The sequence below is a fragment of the Aegicerativicinus sediminis genome (assembly GCF_015476115.1).
Classification (GTDB): Bacteria; Bacteroidota; Bacteroidia; order Flavobacteriales; family Flavobacteriaceae; genus Aegicerativicinus; species Aegicerativicinus sediminis.
Genome location: NZ_CP064295.1, coordinates 2,748,955 through 2,772,222, shown reverse-complemented (window position 1 = coordinate 2,772,222; position 23,268 = coordinate 2,748,955). Strand labels below are relative to the sequence as shown.

Here is a 23,268-nt window from a genome sequence, read left to right as displayed (position 1 = left end):
AATGGTCAAAATATTTAGAAATATCCGGTTGAATCAACTGCGGGTCAATAGCACTTCCAAATACATACTTTATGCGTTAGGAGAAATACTATTGGTAGTAATAGGAATACTTATCGCCCTACGGGTAAATAACTGGAATGAAGAACGAAAAATTGCCAAAGAAATAGACAAGTTGGTGGGAGACATTGAAGAATACACTTCCTCAATGTTTAGCAATTCCAACAAATTATATTCAACCCTTGAAAGTTTTGATTCCATTTCAAAAAAAGTGATTGATGGTACTATTAATTCAAATGATACGACAGACATTCAATCATTAGAGAGGTTAATGTTTCAAGAACTAACCTCATACCCCTATGGAACAATAGATGGTAATTTTTTTAGAGGAACCTCGGTTACCAATCTTCTAGACAGAAAGCAGGATTTGTCTGGCCCATATTGGGATTTGATTTATAGTTTGGAAACATTAGTACAATCAAGTAATGAGTTCGAAAAATTCTCGGAAGAAATTAATGAAATCGCTCAAAAAAATCTAGATGCGTTTCTTGGAAAACCCGAACGGATAGACAAAGGCTATTTGAAGCAAACTATTTTGAACTTATTAGAAGATCCTAGTTTCATTACAAGGATGAGACAATTACACTTGCTGAATGAGGATATGATGTTTTCTGCAAATAATACAATGGGCAATATCGTGGAATTAAATATTAAAATTAAGGTGCTTCAAAACAATATTAAAGGAAATGAGACTATAGAATTTGCTGAAGGTTTCGGATTTTCACCTATGTTAAATATTGGGTGCGATAATGGACAATTCAAAGCTGATTCAAATCAACGATATTTTATTTTAATTTATAATTCAAAATACGACCGTATAAAAATTAAGGTTCCCAATAGAAATGCCCCAGAGATATCAATTCGAAAAAATGTGGTAAGACATATATTTTTAAATAAAGGGGATAGAATTGAAGTGGAAATTCCAAATGAATGTCCTACGACTTATGAATGCACTGGCAGAAATGTATTAGTCTATTGATTAATTAATCTGTAAATCAATAATGCTGCCCTTTTGGTTAAATTTTCAAAAGTATTCAGATTCACAGTTTCTTGAGGCGTATGGCCAAAATCTCCCATTGCCCCTAATCCATCTAAGCAATCAGTATACGCAGCTACAAAAGAGACATCCGCAGCACCCCGCTTTAAGGGATCATAAGGCTCAACCTTACCTTGTCCCAATGCTTGGCTAACCTGGCTTAATTCATCTAAAACTGCCATATTACCTTCTGTTGGGGCCATGGCAGGATAACTATCTATGAAGGAAATTTTGGCGGAAGTATTGGGTAAATTGTTAGCTGCAATTTCTCGCATCTTCGCTCTTGCATTTTCCTTTTGTTCTTCAGAAATAAAGCGTAGACCACCATAAACCACAGCAGTTTGGGCAACCACGTTACTTTTTCCAAATACATCACCCTTGCTTAATTCTTGTTGATAATTCATTTGTGTGCCGCCTAACAAAATACCTGGATTAAATGTTAAAAACTCTTCTCCTTTTACCTTATTATAAAATTCATTAATAATTCTAGACATTTCAAAAATTGCTCCCGCACCTACCCGATCACTAAAAATTTCAGAGGAATGGGCCCTAACACCACTGGTTTCAACCTTCCAATCAGATGAACCTCTTCTTGTAATGGTGGCTTCATTATATCCAGTTGAATTTTCAAAACCTAATGCAATGTCACTTCGCTTACCAGCATCTATCAAGGGTTTTCTACTAATAGAAAGCGGCTTACCAGTAGCTTCTTCATCTCCCGTAAACGCCGCAATTATTTGGGCATCCTTGAGCAACCCATTGTCTGCCAAAGCCTTTAAGGCGTATAAAATTATAACGTTACCACCCTTCATATCATTTCCTCCTGGGGCATGGGCAATACTATCGTTGACCATTGTAAATTCTTGAAATGGACTATCGGCCTCAAAAACCGTGTCTAAATGCCCAATAAGCAATACGCGTTTACCCCTATTTCCTTTTATCTCTGCAAACAAATGCCCTGCACGATTAACTTCCGACATATCTATCCAGGAAGTGTTAAAACCAATTTGTTCAAAGGCATCTCCAAACACCTTACCAACCTCTTTAACACCCTCATGATTCATGGTGCCGCTGTTAATATTCACAACCTCTTTAAGAAATTCTATAGCCTCTATATTGTTAGCTTCGACAGATTTTAAAATTTTCTTTTCGGTACGATTAAGTTTTTGGCCATAGGAAGCTGTAAGGTTACCAAATGAAACCAGAAGCAATAGCAATAAGAAATTTTTCATGAGAAAGGAGTTAATTTTATTCTACTTTAAAGCCGGCTCTAAAATAGACCTACAAACTTAAGGGTTACAAAAGAATAAAGAAACGATACTTTTCAAGACTTTTCAAAAAAATGAAATAAAGAAAAAACTTGCAAATTTTGTATATTTCAGACAGCTCTCCCCCACGAACTTCTTAAATACCGACTTACATTAATAATTAATTTTATGGCCAAACAGGTTTTAAATCCCCTTCTCCTTAGCATTGTTTTATTATTCCCATTCCTTCACTCCTATGGTCAATCTGAACAACCACCAAATATTTTATTGATTGTGGCAGATGACTTAGGTTATGCTGATCTAGGTTGTTTTGGTAGTGACATTGAAACACCAAATATTGATCAGTTAGCCGAAGAGGGAACCATTTATACCAATTATTATTCCATGCCCTCCTGTGCGCCCACCAGAGCATCTCTTCTTACAGGAGTTGACAACCATTTGGCTGGTGTTGGGTGTCAATTTTATCGACAAGAACATAAATGGGGTTATGAGGGGTATCTTACCGACCGTGTTAAAACAATCCCGGAAGTATTAAAAACTGTGGGGTACCAAACTTATATGGCAGGAAAATGGCATTTAGGAAAAAAAGATTATCAAAACCCACAAGCCAAAGGATTCGATAATTCATTTGTTCTCCTCCAAGGGGCGGGGAGTCATTACAGTAATGTAGGAATACAAAATAATGATCCTGTTTCTATTTACACGAACAATGGGAAACCTTCAGATTGGCCAAAAGGTGCTTACTCTACCCAAGTTTATACAGATTCACTTATAAAATACATTAAAGATGGGGCGGTAAAACGACAACCATTCTTTGCCTTTGCAGCCTATACTTCGCCTCATTGGCCTCTACAAGTAGATGAGGCTTATTGGAAAAAATATGAAGGTCGATATGACGAAGGGTACATTAAACTAAGAGAAAGAAATTTGCAGAGACTCAAAATCGCCGGAATTATCTCAGATAATCACCAATTACCTCCCCTTCACCCAAATATAGCCCCTTGGGATTCTTTATCACCCATGAAAAGAAAAATTGAAGCGCGAAAAATGGAACTTTATGCCGGAATGGTAGACAATCTGGATTATCATGTTGGAAGGCTTATTAAAGTTTTGAAGGATATGGGTGAATATGAAAACACAGTAATTGTGTTTGTAAGTGATAATGGTGCGGCTGCTGAAAATTTTTATTATAGACCCGGTTTCATGGAGCTTCTTCAAAAAGAATATTCAGATAAGTATGAAGATATGGGAACCCCAATCTCCTTTGTTTCCTATGACAAAGAATGGGCGGAAGCAGGTTCGGCCCCATTTCGATATCACAAACAATATTCCTATGAAGGAGGCTTAAGAGTGCCAATGATTATCAAATTACCTAATTCCAACAGAAAAGGACAAAAGGTGAAGGAATTTATGAAACTGACCGACTGGGCACCCACCTTCTATGAAATTGCAGGGGTTAAAAAATCATTTCAAGAGCTAACGGGAACATCTAGAAATTATACTGGCAAAAGTGCTTTACCGTATATGGTTGGTGCGACCGAAAAGATCCATGCAAGCGATGAAATATGGTCCATTGAACATGCCCTACGATCGATGATTCGTCAAGGAGATTGGAAATTGGTTCAATCATTTCGTCCTACAGACAATAGGGAATTCGAATTATATAATTTGAAAAATGACCCTATGGAAAGCCAGGATGTTAGTGGCCAATATCCCGATGTGAAAAAACGTCTGATTGCATTATGGCACCAAGGACAATCGGATATGCAAATCCTGGATAATTATGACGATTAATTTTTTACAAGACCAATTAGTAATTTTTTAGAAATAAGGATTTATTCAATATTCAAACAATAAGCAGGCCTAAATTTTTATCATTCCATTATTGAAATTCTTTTATGCCGTGGAAACGAGTTTTTCTAATGTTGTTCTAAGTTTTATAATTATTTTTTCCTTATCTTTTAGTTCTCCAAAAAAAATTCCCCCACCCCCTAAGGACACCCCAATTTTTCTAGTATTACCCTACTCGATTATGGTTATATTTTTTTACTAACCAAAACCTTAAACAATGAAAAAGTTTTTAGTTCTAGCCCTGATCCTACCCATCTTAATGTTTTCTCAAGAAGAAGATGGACCAATTCTAACCGTTTATCAATTTACCATTAAGGAAGGCCATCAAAAGAAATTTTATGATGGTATGGAAAAATGGAAAAAATGCTATGTAGATAATGGAGGAAAAAATGAATGGAATGTTTGGAATCGTTTACAAGGAAAAGGAAATGCAGTTGGGATAAGCTTTTTTAATGATAATTGGGCCGCTTTCGACGAAAATTCCGAACCACAAATTTCCGAAAAATGCGATCCTATAGTTTTTGCCGAAATAATGCCTGCCATAGAATCTTCAGAAACAACAATAAGTCGATTATTGCCACGGTGGACCAGAGAAACACCCACAAACCATCCCGTATTATGGATAACCTATTTTGATGTCGATAATGGAGCGGACTTCCGAAGTGTAGTGAATGACGTAAATTCTGTCTACAGAAAACATGCTAAAGATCGTATGGGAACTTGGTTTAATGTAATTGGGGGCGAAGGTCCAGATTACTTTGTTGTTTCAACGTTTGAAAATTTTGCAGCTATGGATGAAGATAATGATGGCCCTTGGGATTTTTATGCAAAGGAACATGGTGAAGCAAAAATGAATGAAATGAGGAATAAATTTAGAAACTCGTTAGAAAAATCGTGGTCTTACATTTATAGAAGGAATGATAACTTAAGCCATAATAACAACTAGCACAACCTTTAACTAAGTTAATTTTAAGAGGCACCAATAGGTGCCTTTTATTTGTTATATTTATGTACTTACTAATCAACTCTTGATTCAAATTAATTCTAATGAAACGTATGCTAACAACAGCAATAGGAATTCTTATTGCCTTCAATTCTTTTTCCCAAAATTCAACAATTAATACTGAAAACACTCGCCTATTGGCTCAACCAGCCATTAGTGATTCCCAAATTGCATTTATTTATGCAGAGGATTTATGGGTTGCGAATAAAGATGGAAGCAACCCAAAGCGATTAACCATCGATAAAGGGGTTGAGGGGAGTCCTGTATTTTCTCCTGACGGAAAGACAATTGCTTTCAGTGCTAGTTACGACGGCAATAATGATGTTTTCGTAATCCCTTCATCAGGCGGCATTCCTAAACGTCTTACGTTTCATCCCGGCCCTGATTTAGTACGTGATTTTACTCCTGATGGAAAATCTGTATTATTTGGTTCCCAAAGAAAGGTATTTACCAACAGACATATTCAATTATTTACCGTAAGTGTGGATGGAGGAAAAATTACCCAATTACCAATCCCGAGAGCGTTTTGGGCAGCTTATAATAAAGATGGCTCAAAAATAGCCTATACCCCTGCCTATGAAGCTTTCAACCAATGGAAACATTATAGGGGTGGTACCGAATCCAAAATTTGGATTTTTGATACAAAGACCTATGATGTCGTAGAAATTCCAAAACCTCAAGGTGGAGCTAACGATACTAGACCTCAGTGGGTAGGTGATAAAGTGTATTTTAAAAGTGATAGAGATGGAGAATTTAATCTGTATAGTTATGATTTAAACTCCAAAACTGTTTCCCGACATACAAACTATAAAGATTTTCCTGTGCTAGATTTTGCCAGTAATGGAAGTGAACTATTATTTCAGCAAGCTGGTTACTTACATACTTTAAACCCTAATACAGATGCAACCCAACAACTAAAAATAGGTATTGCCACAGATTTATTAGAATTAAGACCACGATTTGTAAGTGGTAAAAGATATATCCGATCCGGTTCAGTTTCACCTACGGCTGCAAGAATAGTTGTAGATTTCAGAGGAGATGTTGTTACTGTTCCTGCTGAAAAAGGTGATACAGATAATATTACAAACACGCCAGGGGTGCATGAAAAAGAACCTACCTGGTCTCCAGACGGTAAGACAATTGCTTATTTTTCAGATGAAACTGGAGAATATGCACTGCATTTATATGACCAAAATGAACAAACTGCCACAAAAAAAATACCATTAAATGGGGCAGGATTTTATGCCAATATTCATTGGTCTCCAGATAGTAAAAAGTTGGCTTTCGTGGACAATAGCCGATCACTATATTTTCATAATAGGGAAACTAATAAAACTACGAAGGTCGCTTCCGATGTGCTATATACACCTGGGGTTTTCAGAGAATTATTTGGAGATTGGTCCTATGATTCCAATTGGTTAGTTTATACCCTTATTACTGAGACCAATTTTGAACGAGCCTATTTATATTCGTTAAAAGACGGAAAGAGTTATCCTGTTTCAGATGGTTATAGCAATGTCTCAGACCCAACTTTTGATGCCAGTGGAAAGTATTTATATATGACTGCCTCTACAGACGCAGGACCAGTGGTTAACTGGTTCGATCAGTCTAACCAGGATATGGAATTTACCAATAGCCTTTATCTTGTTACCCTTCAAAAAGACGTTACCTCACCTTTCTTCAAAGAAAATGACGTTGAAGTAATACAAAAAGAAGAAAAAGAAGAAGCTAAAAAGAAACGAGATGAAGAGAACCTTAAAGAACCTGCAAAACCAGAATTCAAAATTGATCTAGATGGTTTAGATCATAGAATTATAGACATTCCATTACCACCAGGCCTATATCACGATCTCTCTTCCCCTAAGGAAGGAGAATTGCTTTTTATTGAAGAAATACCGCATGGACAACAACCAGGCAAACTAAAAAAATATTCTTTAAAGGATAAAAAAGCAATTTCTATTATAGATGTAAACAGCTACGATCTCGCCGCAAATGGTGAAAAAGCATTTTATTATGTTAATGGCAGTTGGGGAATAACAACCCTTACCGAAAATCCAGATAAAAAGCCAATTAACGTAGATGGAATTCAAATTAAGATAAATCCCCAAGCGGAATTTAAAAATATATTCAATGAAGCTTGGCGAGTGAATAGAGATTATTTCTATGATCCAGGAATGCACGGAGTGGATTGGATCGATATGAAAAAGAAATACGAGCAATTCTTGCCAGATGTTGCCGCTAAAAGTGATCTCTATGAAGTTATGGAATGGATGTTTTCAGAATTGGCTGTTGGCCATCATAGATTCTCTTCAAGAGGTGATAGCATGAATGAAAGCCAAAATATTCAAGGTGGACTATTGGGTGCAGATTTTAAAATTGAAAATGATCTTTACAGAATCACTAAAATATATGGAGGATTAAATTGGAACCCGCAATTAAGATCACCTTTAACAGAACCTGGGGTAAACATTAATGTTGGCGATTATATATTGGCTGTGGATGGAAATGAGGTAAAAGGCACAGACAATTTTTATAAATTTTTCGAGAATTCTGCCAATAAAATTGTGACCCTGACAGTTAGTCCCACTACAAGTTTCAAGGATTCAAGAAAGGAGAAAGTTACCACAATTTCCAATGAATATGCCCTGAGAAATCGAGATTGGGTGGAAGGCAATATTAAAAAAGTTGATGCTGCCACAGGCGGAAAAGTTGCTTATGTATGGGTGCCTAATACTGCATATGCCGGCCATGAATATTTCAAACGTTATTTTTATCCACAGGCAAATAAGGATGCTATTATTGTTGATGAACGTTTTAATGGAGGCGGACAATTAGCAGATTATGTAATTGATATGCTAAAAAAACCTCTTCAATCTTATTGGAATTTTAGATATGGAGAAGATTTAAAAGCACCTAATGCTTCCATACAGGGACCAAAGGTTATGCTAATTGATGAGTATGCGGGGTCCGGTGGCGATTATTTACCTTGGATGTTCAGAAAATATAATGTTGGAACCTTAATCGGTACCCGCACATGGGGTGGATTGGTAGGCGTTTTGGGTTATCCAGAATTTATTGATGGTGGAATTGTTACTGCGCCTAATGTTGCCTTTTATTCTGAAAATGGATTCAGGGTTGAAAATGAAGGCGTGGCTCCTGATATAGAAGTACAGCAAACACCAAAGGATGTTATTGCAGGAAAAGATCCTCAATTAGAGAAAGCTATTGAAGTTATTTTAGAACAATTGAAGAAAAATCCCCCTAAAAAAATGGCTCGACCTCCTTATCCAATAAAAACTAAAAATTAAATCTCTTGGATGTTTTTGACATAGTTACTGTTATTGCGATTATTCTATTCGCACGATTAGGCGTAAGGCTTCTATCTAGATATATCAGTATGAAGAAAAGCAAAAAGAAAAACCATAATAAGGAAGAGGACATTTGAAATTATTCAGAAAATTTAGAATGCAACAAATAAAATCCCAGCAAATTATAAGGTATCTACTTTATGCCCTAGGTGAAATTATTTTGGTGGTTATCGGTATTCTAATAGCTCTGCAGATTAACGATTGGAATCAAACAAGGTTAGATCGAAAAAAGGAAGTCAATTATCTCGAAGAAATCAGAAATAATTTAGTGTCCGACTCCATCGATATTAGAGAGGTAATCGCGTTCAACGAAAAAAAAATTAAATTTTTCCAAGATTCAATCCCACAGCTCTTTTCAAAAGATAGTAGGCCTGAAAAACTGATTAAGGTTTTGGCAAGAAACTTTCTGAAAATTGTTCAATATAACATTCCACGTATTAATTCTACAGCTTTTGACAATTTGAAATCGGTGGAAAATTTGGCCATCATTGAAAATGAAGAATTACGCAATAGCCTCGTGTCCTACTATAATATATCCACTGAAGGCTTAGAAGAACGCATAAAACAGAAAACCCGCAATTTAACAGATTATGTTTCTCCAAAATTAACAACCTATGAATCCATCAAAGACGCGTTAAAACTGGATTCAAATTTTCCTAAGAATGATCAGCTAGATTATAAAAAAGACCAACAACTATTTGTGTATTTATTTGAAACAATTCCTTTATCAGAGGGTGTTATAGAAACTTGCAATTATTTGCTTAGTGAGATTGAAAGGCTTCTTGAACAGATTAATCAAGAAATTAATTACCTCGAAAAGTGAGCAGGTTATTGCGTTATTTCAAGTGGCAATCCTTTAATATGGGCAAAACAGGAAATTATATAAAATACGCTTTAGGAGAAATTATATTGGTGGTCATTGGTATTTTAATTGCCCTTCAAATAAATAATTGGAACAATTATAGAAATGAACGGAAAAAGGAATTGAACTATTTAAGGGAAATTAAGACCAATCTTAAATCCGACTCTTTAAAACTTAGGCAGGTCATTAATTTCAATGAAATGAAACAAGCGGTTTACGATACAATTATTAGAAGTTACGATCTTAATAATCCTCCTAAAAATCTCAATATTTATGTTCGCCAGCTGATACCAGTTATCGCAGAGTTTGATATGTATTCTATAAATTCAATTGCATTTAAGAATATGAATTCGGCAGATAACATAAGCATTATTTCCAACTTAGAATTGCGTCAAAAATTAACCTCATATTATTCAACAGACCCTGAATCTGTTCAAGAAAAAATAAAACTGAAAACCAGAGAATTGACGGCCTATTTAAGTCCAAAAATAATTACAAATGAAGGCATAAAACAATTTTATGGGTTTGAAAATGCCTTACCATCAATTTCTGCAAATGATTTCAGAAAAGATGAAATTATATTTGGTTTCATCAGTGAGGCCAAGGCAATGATGACGAACCAGACTATTGATTGTAATGATAGGCTTGAAAAAATAGAAAAACTTAAAGATCTTCTCGATTCAGAAATAGGAAAGCTAGAATAACGGATAAGGTTTAAAATTACTTATATGTGTTTATTGTAAAATTTGAAGCCAATTTGCGTTACAGACAAACAAAGATTGATTAGAACAAATTCAATTATAAATTTTAGTTGTTATTGAAATCGATTAAAACTAAAAACTATAAGGATGAGTTCTCATAAAAAAACTTTCGCCAGATTAGGTATGGCGGCTAAAGGTGCTGTGTATTGCATAATAGGAATATTAACCGCTATGGCAGCCTTTGGACAAGGCGGTCAAAAAGCTGGTAGTACGGGGGCACTTCAATATCTGACAAAGCAACCATTCGGTCAGGCTCTAATAATTTTGATGGGATTGGGACTTCTAGGATATGTATTTTGGAGATTTTACCAAACCTTTGCCAATCCTAAAAACCTAAGTAACGATTTTAAGGGTTATGCAATGAGAGTCGCCTACTTTATTAGTGGTCTGCTTTATGGTGGATTGGCAGTTTATGCTTTTAAATTGGCATTTTCAGGAGGCTCTAGCAGCAGCTCCTCCCTAACATCGACTTTATTATCCGGATCAAATGGAGATACCATTGCACTGATAGTAGGTATAGGAACAGGCATTAAAGCCATCTATGACTTATACCGAGCTTACTCCGGTAAATACAGGGAAGAAGTGCAGGAAACAGGAATGAACAGCAAAGAACAAAAGTTATTGATAAATTCAGGAAAATTCGGTCATACCGCTAGGGGTATTGTTTTTGCATTAATGGCATATTTAACAATAAGGTCAGGCCTAAACTCAAGCAACAACATTAGCACCCAAACAGACGCATTTAGTTATATACAAAATGAATTTGGTTCCATTGCCTTAGGATTCGTTGCAATTGGATTGATAGGTTATGGTATTTATATGTTTATTAAAGCAAAATACCCTTCTATTGCCGTAAGATGATTAGGTCGTAGACGTGAGATTGGTATAGAATATAAGTCCGTTTTTATAAAGATCATAAAACCCAAATTCTCGAGTACCCCACTGGGAATTCATTAATTTGGTATCCTTATGGAACACTTCTTTCTCATTTAATTCAGTAAATAGAGCATCCACATTTTCGGTTTCTATACGCAGCATAGGTCGGTCTACTTCAACCTCCCACTCCTTAGCATCATGCCATTGCAAATGAATTTGTATACCATCCCGAGCTATTCCCGCATATTTAGGCTCGTCCGGATCATCTGCAAAAAGAATATCGAAGCCTAGTTTATTCACATAAAAAAACAATGCAGCAACTACATTCTGAACTGGTAATACTGGATGAATATGCTTTAAATACCCTTTGTTTTCCATTACTGTCTTACTTTACCATTGAAAAAACTAGGACCAGAAGGAATAGGATTTCCAGATGCTCTCCGCATAACAACCAATTGACCACAATGCCAGATGGCATCTGAAATAGGTCCATTAATTTGATTCCAAAATGGGAATTCATTAGTTCCATTTGAACTTGGAAATACAGTCTTCATCTCATCCAGTTTTTTACCTTCATTAATAACATCAATAGCTTTTTGAAGATTTAGGAGAACTGCTTTACGCTTGGCTTCAAAAGATAATTCTTCCGCAGATCCTGAATTAGGCTGACTCAAAACACCATTCAAAATTACATTAGATAAACTATAAATATGGTTGACTGTATCCCCAAAAGATCTCCCACTTTCGCTAGGCTTATATAACAAATCTTCATCCTTTATAGTTTCTGTTGCCCAATAAAAACGAAATCCAAGCCCTTCAATAAGTCTTGTGACAACGGATTCAGCGGAATAGACTTCAGGATAATCCGAAATTTCCCTAAAAGGCAGTTGTTCGTTAGCCCTTTGAGAATATACAATAATTGGAAACAGGAATAGTGCTGCTAGTTTACCATAAATGTTGCGCATTAGTTAGTTTTTAAGTTCAGGAGTATTGGAAATTGTTGAAGTTCCATATTTATCAATAAGATAAATTAGTGAGGTCATTGTCGCTGCTCCAAGTTCCAATTCACGTTTGTTCACTGCATCAAAGGTATCATTGGAGGCATGGTGATGATCAAAATACCGTTGAGAATCTGGTCTTAAACCAGCCAATATCATTCCATCTTTTTTCAAAGGACCTATGTCAGCACCACTTCCACCCTTTTCAAAATAATGGATTAAATAAGGCTTAAATAATGATGCCCATTCTGAAATCTTGTTAAAAGAGGCATCATCGCAGTCAAAACTAAAGCCTCTAGGTGTAAAACCACCGCTATCACTTTCCAAGGCAAAAACATGGTTCTCGCCCTTTTGTTTTGCTACTTCAGCATATTTATTACCTCCCCTCATGCCGTTCTCTTCATTCATGAAAAGTACAACCCTAATGCTTCGTTTGGGTTTAATTCCAGAATTTTTCAATAATCTTAGCACATCCATTGATTGAACACAACCTGCACCATCATCATGGGAACCATCGCCCAAATCCCAAGAATCTAAATGCCCCCCAACAACCATAAATTCATCCGGAAATTCTGAACCGGTAATTTCTCCAATTACATTATAGGATTGAACATCGGCCAATTGCTGACAATGCTGCCTGAAAAAAAACTCTAAATCGGGAGACAGTTTCAACATATCGCTCAATAATTCTGCATCCTTTGTACTTATAGCCGCAGAAGGTATTCTTTGTTTTATTGGTAAATCTCCATAACTCATGGCGCCTGTATGGGGTAGATCATCGATTCGTAAATTCATAGATCTAACAATTACTCCAACTGCTCCCAACTTACCAGCCTCCATTGCGCCCGAATAACGTTGGTCCACACATCCACCATAAGCCGAAAATGTATTAATAAGATCTGCCTGCATAGGGCGGTTATAGAAGACAATTTTACCTTCCACCTTTTCCCTGCCCAATGCTTTTAATTCATCAATTCCCTTCACCTCAATAACATTACCCAATACACCCGCGCCTGGCGTAGCAATAGAACCTCCCAAAGCACAGATATTAACTTCGGTAGTTTTCCCTGGTTCCGTCTGGATATAGGCATATTCAGGTGCACCCCGAACCCATCTTGGGACCATAACCGGTTGTAACCACACTTTATCTAATCCAAGTTTTTCCAACTCAGTTTTAGTATATTCAACCGCTTTTTCCGCATTTAGGGATCCTGACAAGCGACCACCAATTTGGTTGGATAGATGATCTAACCAATGATAGCTCATTCCATCTGTTAACGAATTAGAATAAATAGATTTTATGATGTCTTCATCATTTTGAGCAGTTAATGTTATGGAAAAAACGGCAAAGGCAAATAGAAAAAAAAGGTTCTTCATGAAAAGTTAGTTCTTAGAATTATTTTAAAAGAAATTGAGTAATTGATTGCCAAAGTTAAATATTCTCGAAAAGATTTTTATTGGCTTTGCAGTTTTCGTTTATACTCATCTAGATTTGCCAAAATTTCCGGATTTAAGGAAGGTGGGACAATATCCTTATATTTCTTTAAGGTATTATACATAATCCTAGTGACAATGTAACGTGCTGCAGCCTTATTATCGGCAGGAATTGTATACCACGGGGCATGAGGTTTAGAAGTTTTGTTTATCGCTTCCTCATAACATTTATGGTATTCATCCCATAATTCGCGTTCCTTTAGGTCACTAGGGGAAAATTTCCAATTTTTTTCTGGCTTTTTAAGGCGTCTCAACAATCTATCTTTTTGCTCTTCTTTAGACAGATGAAGGAAAAATTTAAAAATTATGGTACCATTTTCTGCAAGTAGCTGCTCAAAATTCAATATTTGCTGAAAACGCATTTCCCAAAATGCCTGATCGATATCTTCCACTGAATGAATATTTGGTAATTTTTCATTCAAAATATATTGTGGATGCACTCTTGTCACCAAAACATTCTCATAATGAGTACGATTGAATATTCCGAATCTGCCTTTTTCTGGTAGTGCCACCATATGTCTCCATAGATAATTATGGCTTAACTCCAGATCTGTGGGCTGCTTAAAACTATGTACCGTAATACCCCGAGAATTAAAATCTTTGAAAACCTCACGTATCATACTATCCTTACCGGCTGTATCGATTCCTTGAAAACATACCAGGACAGAATACTTATCATGAGCATACATTACATCTTGAATTTTACCCAATTTAATTCGGGCAGTTTTCAAGGCTTTCTCCAAAGTATTTTTATCAGCTCCTAAGTCTACATTAGTAGGAACGGTTGATAGATCTATAGGCTTTCTAACAATAAACTGATTTATATCGACGGATTCCATATCATTCTAAAGTTTTGAAATTAAATATATGAAAGTAGAGAAATTCAAAATTTTCTTTAAAAATATGGTGTTTTATCGAATTTTTGTACATTTAATCCGCCCAAAACCTAATATAAACTTAATTACTATGAAAAAAACCTACTTTTTTATAGGGTGTTTTATTTCCTTTATTGCTGCATTTTCACAAGAAGATTGCAGTACGGCCCAAGCCCACATTGTATATGCATTCTCAAATTCTAAAACTGGATTAGATGCCAATAATGTTACCCATGTTAAGTATTATGGTAACAAAACCTTAGATGCTTTTGAACGAGTGCAAAAGGCACTGAAGTCCTGCGATTGCCCAGATGTTGGTGAATGGACCTACCAAGCTATCGAAAAATTAAAAAAATTAGACGCGACTGAGAAAATTGCGGATGCCAAGTATTTTGTTGGAAAAGCAAATGCCTATGCCCAAGATATCATTACGGCTTTAGATCTTTATACTGCAGGTGAATCCAGTGTATCAAATGAAGTAACTCAATTAGATTCAATTGAAGAGGAGCAATTGAGATTACAACAAGAACAAGAAGCGCTGAAAAAGAAACAAGAGCAGTTAAAACAAAAATTGGCAGAACAACAACAATTGGAACAATCCTTGGCCAAAGAACAGCTTATCGTTAAATCTGAAACGGCTTTGTCTAACAGTATAAAGGCTTATAATGACTTACTTTCGACTTGTGACTGCAAAAAAACTGTAGAACCTAAAAGAGAAAATAAAGAAATACTGAAAACTAAAAGTTTGGAAGAAATTAGAAAATACTACATCTCTTCCATCAAGAATATTACTTCTGATTACATAGCTACTTTAGATGAATGTGAAGATTAATTTTGTAGTTGAAATTAAATTATTTAGGCTGACCAAGTGGTCAGCCTTTTTTTTATTTTGAAGCGAATAACTTTACATCTGTTTCCGAGACTTCTGCTCCACCAAGAATAATCAATCGCTCTACTACATTTCGCAATTCACGGATGTTACCTGTCCAATCATATTCTTGAAGCAACCTAACTGCACTGTCTGAAAATTTCTTTTTCGCGGTGCCCTGTTCTGAAGCTATTTTATCCGTAAAATGATCAATTAAAATTGGAATATCTTCACGTCGGTCATTCAATGGTGGAACAGGAATTAAAATAACAGCTAATCTGTGATATAAATCTTCACGGAATTTTCCATCTTCAATTTCCTTCTTTAAATCCTTATTTGTAGCAGCCACCACCCTGACATCCACCTTTATATCTTTATCACTACCAACTCTTTGAACTTTATTTTCTTGAAGGGCACGTAATACTTTGGCTTGGGCTGAAAGACTCATGTCACCTATTTCATCCAAGAAAATTGTCCCTCCATTAGCTGCTTCAAATTTCCCAGCTCGATCTTTTACAGCACTTGTAAAAGCACCCTTAACATGTCCAAAAAGTTCGCTTTCAATTAATTCTGAAGGGATTGCTGCACAATTTACTTCGATAAGAGGTCCATTGGAACGATCACTTTTTTCATGTAGCCAATGCGCCACCAATTCTTTACCAGTTCCGTTTGAACCTGTTATTAAAACCCTTGCATCTGTTCCTGCAACTTTTTCAATAATATCTTTTATGTGTTGAATGGCATCGCTTTCACCTACCATTTGGTAATTCTTACTTACCTTTTTCTTCAACATTTTATTTTCGACTACCAACTCCTTTCGGTCCAATGCGTTTCTTACGGTATTCAATAGTCTATTTAAATCTGGCGGTTTTGAAATATAATCGTAAGCTCCCAAACGCATGGTATTTACCGCTGTGTCTAAATCGCCATGACCAGATATCATTACAATTGGTATTTCTGGTTTTAATTTTTTTACAGCTTCTAAAACTTCAACACCATCCATTTTTGGCATTTTAATATCGCATAGGACTAAGTCAAAATCTGTTTGCTTAATTTTTTCCATTCCTACCAAACCGTCCTCAGCTTCTTCAACTTCATAGGCCTCATTCTCTTCAGTGAGAATTTTAACCAATACTCTTCGGATTGCCGCTTCGTCTTCTATTAGTAATATTTTTGGCATGCTAAAATTTAAATTTTATTCCTGTTCTAAAATACATTGTATTGCGGTCATCAATGGTATAGATAGTATTTCTATCGTCATCTCTTAACCTAAAATCATTAAGAATTGTATAACCCGCATAACCGTAATACAATAAGTGTTCCGTAAAATAATATTCATAACCTAATCCTCCCAAAACTGTAGTCATGGAAATATTCTCTGCCAGTTTGCCATCTATCGTTTTGTTAGCCTGGATATTCGCAAAGAAGTTTTCTAGACCTACAAAGGCTTGTACATGGTTATTTTGATTGAATTTATAACGGATATTGGTTTTTGGTATTCCTAAAGTGTAAGTCCAATCAGGGTGAAATTCCCGATAATAATTGATTATTGGCAAGGGAAAATTTCTTCCTGGAGTGGAAGTATACAAAATGCCGAGGATAAAACGATCTCTCTTGCCATCATAATTTTCACTCTTTTTTCGATCCCTTATGGCATAACCAGAAAGCAAGTAAATTAAATCTTCATTGACTATCTCTGCCTCAAAATTGGAAACAATCCTCAACCCACCCCGAACACCAAATATCCAATCACTTTTTGTTTTAAAAAGATATCCCAAGCAGCCTTCGAACCGCTGTACAGAGCCTAAGTCCTCCGTTGAAAAAGGTACGTCCTGAAAATCTAACTTAATATAATGGTATTCTCCTCCGACCACCAAATAGTTTCCTTCACCCACCTTAATTGGAAGCTGAAACAAACCTCTAAAACGCTGTATCTCGTTATCGGATTTGTTATTCGGTACATAAAGATATTCTACCCTAAAAAGATCAGTGGTTTGGCACCAAATAGGAAATGATATCAATAACGGAATTAAACTTCTCCATAATTTAAAATGGATCATATAGAACTGTCGGAATTTGGCTTTGGTTGAAATAGATGAATATCCCTTTGAGGAAAAGGTATGGTAACTTTATGCTCTCTGAACAATTCATCAATCCTAAAACGTATTTCACTTTGAACAAATTGTGCTCTAAAGCCATCATTCAAGGTAAATACTACCTTAAAGTCTAAGGAACTTTCACCAAAATCCTTAAAGACCACCGTAACAGGCGGATCGCTTAGTACCTCAGGGTGCTCGGTAGCAGCCTGTGTAAGAAGATCTTTAACCAAATGAATATCACTTCCATATGCCACACCAACAGAAACAGAATCTCTTACCGTAGTTCCGTTTTGTGTCCAATTATAAAGACTATTGGTTAGATATAGATGATTAGGAATAACCAAAACTTTATTATCTATAGTAATGGTTCTTGTACTTCTCAACTTTATTTCCTCAACCTTGCCAATTCTCCCTTCAAGTTCGATAATATCACCAACATGTACCGTTTGGTCTATTAGTATAAATATTCCAGCAATTATATCCTGGAATAAGGTTTGCAAAGCTAAACCAATACCAATTAATAAGGCCGCTGAGGCTGCAAAAATACCGGTTACATTTACCCCCAAAGTATGGAAGGTAATTAGCATGATTATTAGATATACAACCCATCGCCCAAAGGAAAAGACGGCATCGAATTTCTTCTTATCATCAAATGGAAGATTACGGGTTAAGATTCTCCTTAATAATCGCAGGAGAACTGCCGTGAAAATAAGAACAACACAAAGAATAAGAACTGCCCGAACAGTTATTTCTACATCCTGTGTAACAGAAATAGAATAATCGAGAAATTCCTTAAATCGCTTCATGCATTAATACTTTAACCATTTAAACAACTCTTTGTAGCTTGGACGTTTACCATACATCAATATACCAACTCTATAAATTTTGGCAGCAAACCAAACCGTTAATAAAAAAGTTCCTATCAATAAGGCCAAAGATAATAGCTGTTGCCACACCGGAACCCCAAAAGGAATTCTCATCAACATAACCACTGGTGAGGTAAGCGGTATAAATGAAAACACAACTGATACGGTACCATGAGGATCTTCTATAACAGTAAATGCGCCGACATAAACAGCTAAAATTAAAGGTACCAAAATAGGCATCATAAATTGCTGAGTATCCGTTTCATTATCCACTGCGGCACCAATGGCTGCATATAAAGAGCTATATAATAAATAACCTCCCAAAAAGAACGCTACAAAAGCCAAAATAAGGTTTAAAATTGGAAGGTTGAAAAAGGCCGACATTCCATTAGCTATTTTTCCTTGAACAGCTGGGTCTTGTATTGCTTGATTAACAAGATCTTGCTGTGGACTTTGCATGGCAGCCAAATCAATACCAAAAACTGCAGAAACAATGATCATTGCAATTCCACCCAAAATTAACCAGATCACAAATTGTGTAATTCCAGCCAAAGAAGTTCCAATAATTTTGCCCATCATCAATTGAATTGGCTTTACAGATGAAATGATGATTTCAATAATCCTACTGGTTTTTTCTTCAATTACACTTCTCATTATCATATTACCATATATAATTATGAACATAAAAAGAAGATATCCCGATAACCCTCCAAAAGCCAATTTCAAAACATTATCAAGTTTTGAAGAAGTTTCACCTGAAAAGCTTTCTTGGTCTATATCTATCCGTACCCTAGAATTATTGATTTTGGCAACATCTACACCATTGCGCTGCATCTTTATCTGGGTGAGTTTCTGTTCAACAATATTTTCAAGTGCAGATATTACGGTTAAGGAGGGTGTTTCTTCAGAATAAAAGACAACACCATTAGTGAGTTCAAGGCTATCCTTACCTTTAGAGACGTAAAGAAGTCCATAGTCCTTATCCATCTTAACCAGACTCTTTGCATTCTCTAAACCGACATTCTCCCGAAACTTATAAGTTTCCAAATCCGTATTTACAAAAGCATCCTTGAGCAGCCCTGTTTCATCTAAAATGCTTATCGTACGCTCCTTACTATTATTTAAATTTGTTAAGTAAGCCACCACCATAATCAACGCAATAAAAATAAGCGGGCTCAAAATTGTCATTATTATAAAGGCTTTATTTCTAACCTTAGTAAGGTATTCGCGCTCTATAATTAATCCTAGGTGATTCATAATTAATTATTGCTTACCGTTTGAATAAAAATTTCATTTGCACTTGGAATAACCTCCACAAAATGGTGAACTTCAGACCTTCCTGTTAAATATCGTAACAAATCGTTAGAAGATTCTTCGGGTTTAAGTCTAATATTCAATTTTATATCGTCATGTAGGTTTTTAAAAGTTGCCGGCAACACCTCAAATTTAGATTTCAAATCTTGCGTTAAATCATCAACATCCGATGTTTGCAAGCCTACTTCAAACGTATTGGTTTTGTATTGCCGTTTAATGTCTATGAGTTTACCATCCAAAACCTTATTTGATTTATGGATTAATGCAATATGGTCACAAAGCTCTTCAACAGATTCCATTCTGTGGGTTGAAAAAATAACCGTAGCTCCTTCATTTCTCAATTGTAGTATCTCATCCTTAATAAGATTTGCATTAATAGGATCGAAACCTGAAAAGGGTTCATCAAAAATCAACAATTTTGGTTTGTGTAATACTGTAACTATAAACTGAATTTTTTGCGCCTGACCCTTACTCAATTCTTGAATTTTTCGGTTCCACCAATCGCCAATTTCTAATTTATCAAACCAATATTTCAATCTAGTCCTTGCCTCAGATTTGCTCAACCCCTTTAACTGAGCCAAATACAAGGCCTGTTCACCCACTTTCATGGTTTTGTATAATCCTCTTTCTTCTGGCAGATAACCAATATCCTCGATATGGGAGGATTTCAATGGTTCACCATCCAACATTACCGAGCCAGTATCTGACATAGTTATCTGATTGATAATACGAATAAATGTAGTTTTTCCAGCTCCGTTTGGACCCAAAAGTCCAAAAATACTTCCTTTAGGAACTGATATTGAAACGTTGTTAAGGGCCTTAAATTTTCCGAAGTTTTTGGAGACGGAGTCGGCAACCAATAGATTCTCCATAGAATGGAAATATGAGTTTTTTAGTTGTAGCTCGTAAAGATATTAAATGTAATCCTAGAACCTCAACATTATGTCGAAAAGTACCCTACCAACATAGTTAATGAACAACCTAAAAAAACAAAACCCACCCTTATCAAAAATAAGGATGGGAAAAAATTGCTATGAAAAAGAAAAATTACCACTAAATATTTAGTGATAGTCAAATATAGTACTTTTTATCAAAAAACAACTTTGTCAGGAAAACATATCCTTTACTTTTTCAAAAAAGGATTTATCAGAACTTTCCGGTTTAGGGTCGAAATGATCGTCGCTACGCATGTTTTCGAAGAATTCCCTCTGTTGTTTACTTAAGGTTTTCGGGGTCCAAACATTTACATGAACTAACAAATCCCCTGATCCATAACCGTTTATGCTGGGTATCCCCTTTCCTCTAAGCCTTAAAATTTTTCCGCTTTGTACACCTGCATCTAACTTAATACGAACCTTTCCGGATACCGTATCGATTTCTTTGGAGGCACCTAAAACCGCATCAGGAATACTAACATATAAATCATAATGGAGATTGTCCCCTTCGCGTTTCAATGTAGGGTGTTCATTTTCTTGTATGGCTACCAACAAATCGCCCGGGATACCATTTCCGGGAGCGTCATTACCTTTACCAGTAACCTTTAATTGCATACCATCTACAACACCAGCAGGGATTTTAACTGAGACAGTTTCTTCTACTAACTTCAATCCTTGTGCGTCTGCATCGGATGGTTTTTTATCAATTACCTCACCTGCTCCACCACATGCTGTACAGGGTGATGAAGTTTGCATTCTTCCTAAAATTGTATTGGTTATTCGGGTTACTTGACCGCTACCATTACAGCTAGTACATGTTTTATATGTGGTACCAGGTGCTTGAACTTTTCTTTTAACCTTGATTTTCTTTTCAACGCCATTTGCTATGTCTTCCAAATCTAGGTTTACACGAATACGAAGATTACTCCCTTTAACTCGTCTTTGACCTCCTCCAAAGCCTCCTCCGAAGCCCGAAAATCCTCCGCCAAAGGCACTGCCAAAAATGTCACCGAACTGACTGAAGATATCATCCATATTCATGCCGCCACCAAATCCACCGGCTCCTTCAAATGCTTGGTGACCAAATTGATCGTATCTCGCCCTTTTATCTGGATTACTCAATACTTCATAAGCCTCTGCAGCCTGTTTAAATTTGGTTTCTGCCTCTTTATTATCTGGATTTTTATCCGGGTGATATTTTATGGCTTTCTTTCGATAGGCCTTTTTAATTTCGTCAGCAGTTGCTCCTTTGCTTACGCCAAGTATATCGTAATAATCTTCTTTCATAAATAAATTTCTTTTGTTTCTTATTGACCTATCACCACTTTAGGATACCTAATTATCTTTTCTCCTAATTTGTATCCCTTTTCGATAACATCAATAATTTTGCCTTTTAATTCCTTGGAAGGGGCAGTAATTTGTGTGACTGCTTCATGAATTTCTGAATCGAAAGAGTCACCTTGGGTTACAGTCATTTCCTCCAACCCTTTATTTTTTAGAACATCACGTAATTTATTACTGATTAATTCTACTCCTTTAAGCAAACTTTTCTCATTGGTTTTTGAGATTTCTACATATGCCCGATCAAAATCATCTAGGACCGGCAATAATGAAACCATTACATCCTGATTAGCAGTTTTAAAAAGCTCAATTCGTTCCTTGGATGTACGCTTCTTGTAGTTTTCAAATTCTGCAAATAAACGCATGAATTTGTCGCGCTCCTTGCCAAGTTCCTCTTTTAATTTCTCCTCCTCAGTTGGCTCATCTAATTCAACATTATTTTGGTCATCTGTTTCAGAATGATTTTCTAATTGGTCATCTACCAAATTACCGTTTTCCGATTGATCGTTTATATCTTCAATTTTTTCGCTCATCTCTTTCAAAATTTTAACTCCATTGATGATGGCAAAAGTACTGCCATTATTGATAAAATTGTCAAAATGTCATATTCCAATTTTATAATTTCTTTAGCAAAAATGGAGTGAACTTATGGTTAGTTTTGTCCACCAAACACTAAAACTTTAAAAACATGAACTTTAATTTAGCAAAATACACGGCAATTGCTGCTGTAACCATTATGTCATTTAGCTGCAACGACAAAGCCAAAGAAGCTGAAACTTCAGAGGCTGAAACAGTTGCTGTTAGTGAAACTACAGGAATAGATTTCACGGTGGATACTACTAGCTCTAAAATAGAATGGAAAGGCTTTAAGCCAACCAGCCATCACTTCGGAACTGTAAGTATTGATGAAGGTTCTTTTAAAGTAAATAACGGTACCATTGAAAGCGGAATGTTTATTATAGATATGAACTCTATAGCGGTTAATGATTTAGAAGGAAACAGAAAAGCAAACCTTGAAAATCACCTTATGGGTACTGTTGAAGGAAAAGAGGGAGACTTCTTTAACGTAAGGGAATACCCTACTGCAACCTTTGAGATAACCGAATTTTCAAAGGGAGACGATGGAAAAACATTATTATCAGGTAACCTAAACTTGAAAGGAAAAAAGAATAATATCACCATCCCTGTAAACATCAATGAAAATGGCGAAAATGTTGTTTTAGAAAGTGAGCCTTTTACAATAGACAGAACAAAATGGGATGTTAATTTCGGTTCAAAATCTATTTTTGATAATCTTGGAGACAACTTTATCAATGATGATATTGAGTTAAAAATTACAATCAACGCCAATAAAGCATAGATTTTATAATAAGATCATAAAAAAGCCATTCAATTT

At 35.8% G+C, this 23,268-nt stretch carries 21 protein-coding genes; 9 read left to right on the top strand and 12 right to left on the bottom strand.

Annotated features, from left to right (window positions below; all coding sequences use genetic code 11):
- The first annotated feature begins 1 nt into the window (after position 1).
- Entirely contained in the window at positions 2-1,036 is a 1,035-nt protein-coding gene (locus ISU00_RS12025) for a hypothetical protein (protein WP_228850908.1), read from the top strand.
- Here ISU00_RS12025 and ISU00_RS12020 read toward each other — a convergent pair.
- Positions 1,030-2,325 (bottom strand): M20/M25/M40 family metallo-hydrolase, encoded by a 1,296-nt coding sequence (locus ISU00_RS12020; RefSeq protein ID WP_228850907.1) that lies wholly within the window; start codon positions 2,323-2,325, stop codon positions 1,030-1,032. The two genes, ISU00_RS12025 and ISU00_RS12020, sit on opposite strands and share 7 nt — an antisense overlap.
- Before the next feature lie 204 nt (positions 2,326-2,529).
- Here ISU00_RS12020 and ISU00_RS12015 point away from each other — a divergent pair, with 204 nt between their 5' ends.
- The 6 genes from ISU00_RS12015 (at position 2,530) to ISU00_RS11990 (ending at position 11,067) form a co-directional block, all read left to right on the top strand.
- On the top strand, positions 2,530-4,155 hold the full coding sequence (locus ISU00_RS12015; RefSeq protein WP_228850906.1) for an arylsulfatase: 1,626 nt from the start codon (positions 2,530-2,532) through the stop codon (positions 4,153-4,155).
- 274 nt (positions 4,156-4,429) lie between these two features.
- Positions 4,430-5,158 carry a hypothetical protein gene (locus tag ISU00_RS12010; RefSeq protein WP_228850905.1) on the top strand — a complete coding sequence of 243 codons (729 nt, stop codon included), beginning with the start codon at positions 4,430-4,432 and terminating at the stop codon, positions 5,156-5,158.
- Positions 5,159-5,259: 101 nt separating this feature from the next.
- Positions 5,260-8,523 (top strand): S41 family peptidase, encoded by a 3,264-nt coding sequence (locus tag ISU00_RS12005; RefSeq protein ID WP_228850904.1) that lies wholly within the window; start codon positions 5,260-5,262, stop codon positions 8,521-8,523.
- 157 nt (positions 8,524-8,680) lie between these two features.
- Positions 8,681-9,406, top strand: coding sequence for a DUF6090 family protein (locus tag ISU00_RS12000; RefSeq protein ID WP_228850903.1), 726 nt, complete (start codon positions 8,681-8,683; stop codon positions 9,404-9,406).
- Positions 9,403-10,149 carry a DUF6090 family protein gene (locus tag ISU00_RS11995; protein ID WP_228850902.1) on the top strand — a complete coding sequence of 249 codons (747 nt, stop codon included), beginning with the start codon at positions 9,403-9,405 and terminating at the stop codon, positions 10,147-10,149. Before ISU00_RS12000 ends, ISU00_RS11995 begins: the two co-directional genes overlap by 4 nt.
- Positions 10,150-10,293: 144 nt before the next feature.
- Complete coding sequence (locus tag ISU00_RS11990; RefSeq protein WP_228850901.1) at positions 10,294-11,067, top strand: DUF1206 domain-containing protein; 774 nt, start codon at positions 10,294-10,296, stop codon at positions 11,065-11,067.
- Here the strand turns inward: ISU00_RS11990 and ISU00_RS11985 are convergent, their stop codons facing one another.
- The 4 genes from ISU00_RS11985 to ISU00_RS11970 all read right to left on the bottom strand — a co-directional run bounded on the left by ISU00_RS11985 (position 11,068) and on the right by ISU00_RS11970 (position 14,413).
- Positions 11,068-11,460 (bottom strand): VOC family protein, encoded by a 393-nt coding sequence (locus ISU00_RS11985; RefSeq protein WP_228850900.1) that lies wholly within the window; start codon positions 11,458-11,460, stop codon positions 11,068-11,070. It abuts the gene before it with no gap.
- Positions 11,460-12,047 (bottom strand): DinB family protein, encoded by a 588-nt coding sequence (locus ISU00_RS11980; RefSeq protein WP_228850899.1) that lies wholly within the window; start codon positions 12,045-12,047, stop codon positions 11,460-11,462. The genes ISU00_RS11985 and ISU00_RS11980 overlap by 1 nt, the downstream gene beginning before the upstream one ends.
- 3 nt (positions 12,048-12,050) lie before the next feature.
- Complete coding sequence (locus ISU00_RS11975) at positions 12,051-13,457, bottom strand: M20/M25/M40 family metallo-hydrolase (RefSeq protein WP_228850898.1); 1,407 nt, start codon at positions 13,455-13,457, stop codon at positions 12,051-12,053.
- A 77-nt stretch (positions 13,458-13,534) separates the two neighbouring features.
- Positions 13,535-14,413 carry a PPK2 family polyphosphate kinase gene (locus ISU00_RS11970; protein WP_228850897.1) on the bottom strand — a complete coding sequence of 293 codons (879 nt, stop codon included), beginning with the start codon at positions 14,411-14,413 and terminating at the stop codon, positions 13,535-13,537.
- A 127-nt stretch (positions 14,414-14,540) separates the two neighbouring features.
- Here ISU00_RS11970 and ISU00_RS11965 point away from each other — a divergent pair, with 127 nt between their 5' ends.
- Positions 14,541-15,281 (top strand): hypothetical protein, encoded by a 741-nt coding sequence (locus tag ISU00_RS11965; protein WP_228850896.1) that lies wholly within the window; start codon positions 14,541-14,543, stop codon positions 15,279-15,281.
- A 52-nt stretch (positions 15,282-15,333) separates the two neighbouring features.
- On the opposite strand, the gene ISU00_RS11960 is transcribed toward ISU00_RS11965, so the two are convergent.
- The 7 genes from ISU00_RS11960 to ISU00_RS11930 all read right to left on the bottom strand — a co-directional run bounded on the left by ISU00_RS11960 (position 15,334) and on the right by ISU00_RS11930 (position 22,405).
- A complete protein-coding gene (locus tag ISU00_RS11960) occupies positions 15,334-16,497 on the bottom strand; it encodes a sigma-54-dependent transcriptional regulator (protein WP_228850895.1) in 1,164 nt (387 codons plus the stop codon).
- Between the two features lies 1 nt (position 16,498).
- The gene (locus ISU00_RS11955; RefSeq protein ID WP_228850894.1) at positions 16,499-17,377 is read right to left on the bottom strand and encodes a DUF6268 family outer membrane beta-barrel protein; all 879 of its coding nucleotides are present in this window, start codon (positions 17,375-17,377) and stop codon (positions 16,499-16,501) included.
- Entirely contained in the window at positions 17,374-18,222 is an 849-nt protein-coding gene (locus ISU00_RS11950; RefSeq protein ID WP_228850893.1) for a mechanosensitive ion channel family protein, read from the bottom strand. The genes ISU00_RS11955 and ISU00_RS11950 overlap by 4 nt, the downstream gene beginning before the upstream one ends.
- Positions 18,223-18,225: 3 nt before the next feature.
- On the bottom strand, positions 18,226-19,539 hold the full coding sequence (locus tag ISU00_RS11945; RefSeq protein ID WP_228850892.1) for an ABC transporter permease: 1,314 nt from the start codon (positions 19,537-19,539) through the stop codon (positions 18,226-18,228).
- 2 nt (positions 19,540-19,541) lie between these two features.
- Positions 19,542-20,468 carry an ABC transporter ATP-binding protein gene (locus tag ISU00_RS11940; RefSeq protein WP_228850891.1) on the bottom strand — a complete coding sequence of 309 codons (927 nt, stop codon included), beginning with the start codon at positions 20,466-20,468 and terminating at the stop codon, positions 19,542-19,544.
- A 234-nt stretch (positions 20,469-20,702) separates the two neighbouring features.
- Complete coding sequence (gene dnaJ, locus ISU00_RS11935; protein ID WP_228850890.1) at positions 20,703-21,818, bottom strand: molecular chaperone DnaJ; 1,116 nt, start codon at positions 21,816-21,818, stop codon at positions 20,703-20,705.
- Positions 21,819-21,838: 20 nt separating this feature from the next.
- Positions 21,839-22,405, bottom strand: a complete 567-nt coding sequence (locus ISU00_RS11930) for a nucleotide exchange factor GrpE (RefSeq protein WP_228850889.1) — start codon at positions 22,403-22,405, stop codon at positions 21,839-21,841.
- 155 nt (positions 22,406-22,560) lie between these two features.
- Between ISU00_RS11930 and ISU00_RS11925 the strand changes: the two genes are divergently transcribed.
- Positions 22,561-23,232 (top strand): YceI family protein, encoded by a 672-nt coding sequence (locus ISU00_RS11925; protein WP_228850888.1) that lies wholly within the window; start codon positions 22,561-22,563, stop codon positions 23,230-23,232.
- Positions 23,233-23,268 lie beyond the last annotated feature (36 nt).

Bases quoted from the DNA above. Each gene is read 5' to 3' on its own strand.
- ISU00_RS12015 (WP_228850906.1), top strand. From the start codon at position 2,530: ATGGCCAAACAGGTTTTAAATCCCCTTCTCCTTAGCATTGTTTTATTA.
- ISU00_RS11925 (WP_228850888.1), top strand. From the start codon at position 22,561: ATGAACTTTAATTTAGCAAAATACACGGCAATTGCTGCTGTAACCATT.
- ISU00_RS12000 (WP_228850903.1), top strand. From the start codon at position 8,681: ATGCAACAAATAAAATCCCAGCAAATTATAAGGTATCTACTTTATGCC.
- ISU00_RS12025 (WP_228850908.1), top strand. From the start codon at position 2: ATGGTCAAAATATTTAGAAATATCCGGTTGAATCAACTGCGGGTCAAT.
- ISU00_RS11965 (WP_228850896.1), top strand. From the start codon at position 14,541: ATGAAAAAAACCTACTTTTTTATAGGGTGTTTTATTTCCTTTATTGCT.
- ISU00_RS11955 (WP_228850894.1), bottom strand. From the start codon at position 17,377: ATGATCCATTTTAAATTATGGAGAAGTTTAATTCCGTTATTGATATCA.
- ISU00_RS11930 (WP_228850889.1), bottom strand. From the start codon at position 22,405: ATGAGCGAAAAAATTGAAGATATAAACGATCAATCGGAAAACGGTAAT.
- ISU00_RS12005 (WP_228850904.1), top strand. From the start codon at position 5,260: ATGAAACGTATGCTAACAACAGCAATAGGAATTCTTATTGCCTTCAAT.
- ISU00_RS11950 (WP_228850893.1), bottom strand. From the start codon at position 18,222: ATGAAGCGATTTAAGGAATTTCTCGATTATTCTATTTCTGTTACACAG.
- ISU00_RS11960 (WP_228850895.1), bottom strand. From the start codon at position 16,497: ATGCCAAAAATATTACTAATAGAAGACGAAGCGGCAATCCGAAGAGTA.
- dnaJ (WP_228850890.1), bottom strand. From the start codon at position 21,818: ATGAAAGAAGATTATTACGATATACTTGGCGTAAGCAAAGGAGCAACT.
- ISU00_RS11985 (WP_228850900.1), bottom strand. From the start codon at position 11,460: ATGGAAAACAAAGGGTATTTAAAGCATATTCATCCAGTATTACCAGTT.
- ISU00_RS11945 (WP_228850892.1), bottom strand. From the start codon at position 19,539: ATGAATCACCTAGGATTAATTATAGAGCGCGAATACCTTACTAAGGTT.
- ISU00_RS11990 (WP_228850901.1), top strand. From the start codon at position 10,294: ATGAGTTCTCATAAAAAAACTTTCGCCAGATTAGGTATGGCGGCTAAA.
- ISU00_RS12020 (WP_228850907.1), bottom strand. From the start codon at position 2,325: ATGAAAAATTTCTTATTGCTATTGCTTCTGGTTTCATTTGGTAACCTT.
- ISU00_RS11940 (WP_228850891.1), bottom strand. From the start codon at position 20,468: ATGGAGAATCTATTGGTTGCCGACTCCGTCTCCAAAAACTTCGGAAAA.
- ISU00_RS11975 (WP_228850898.1), bottom strand. From the start codon at position 13,457: ATGAAGAACCTTTTTTTTCTATTTGCCTTTGCCGTTTTTTCCATAACA.
- ISU00_RS12010 (WP_228850905.1), top strand. From the start codon at position 4,430: ATGAAAAAGTTTTTAGTTCTAGCCCTGATCCTACCCATCTTAATGTTT.
- ISU00_RS11980 (WP_228850899.1), bottom strand. From the start codon at position 12,047: ATGCGCAACATTTATGGTAAACTAGCAGCACTATTCCTGTTTCCAATT.
- ISU00_RS11970 (WP_228850897.1), bottom strand. From the start codon at position 14,413: ATGGAATCCGTCGATATAAATCAGTTTATTGTTAGAAAGCCTATAGAT.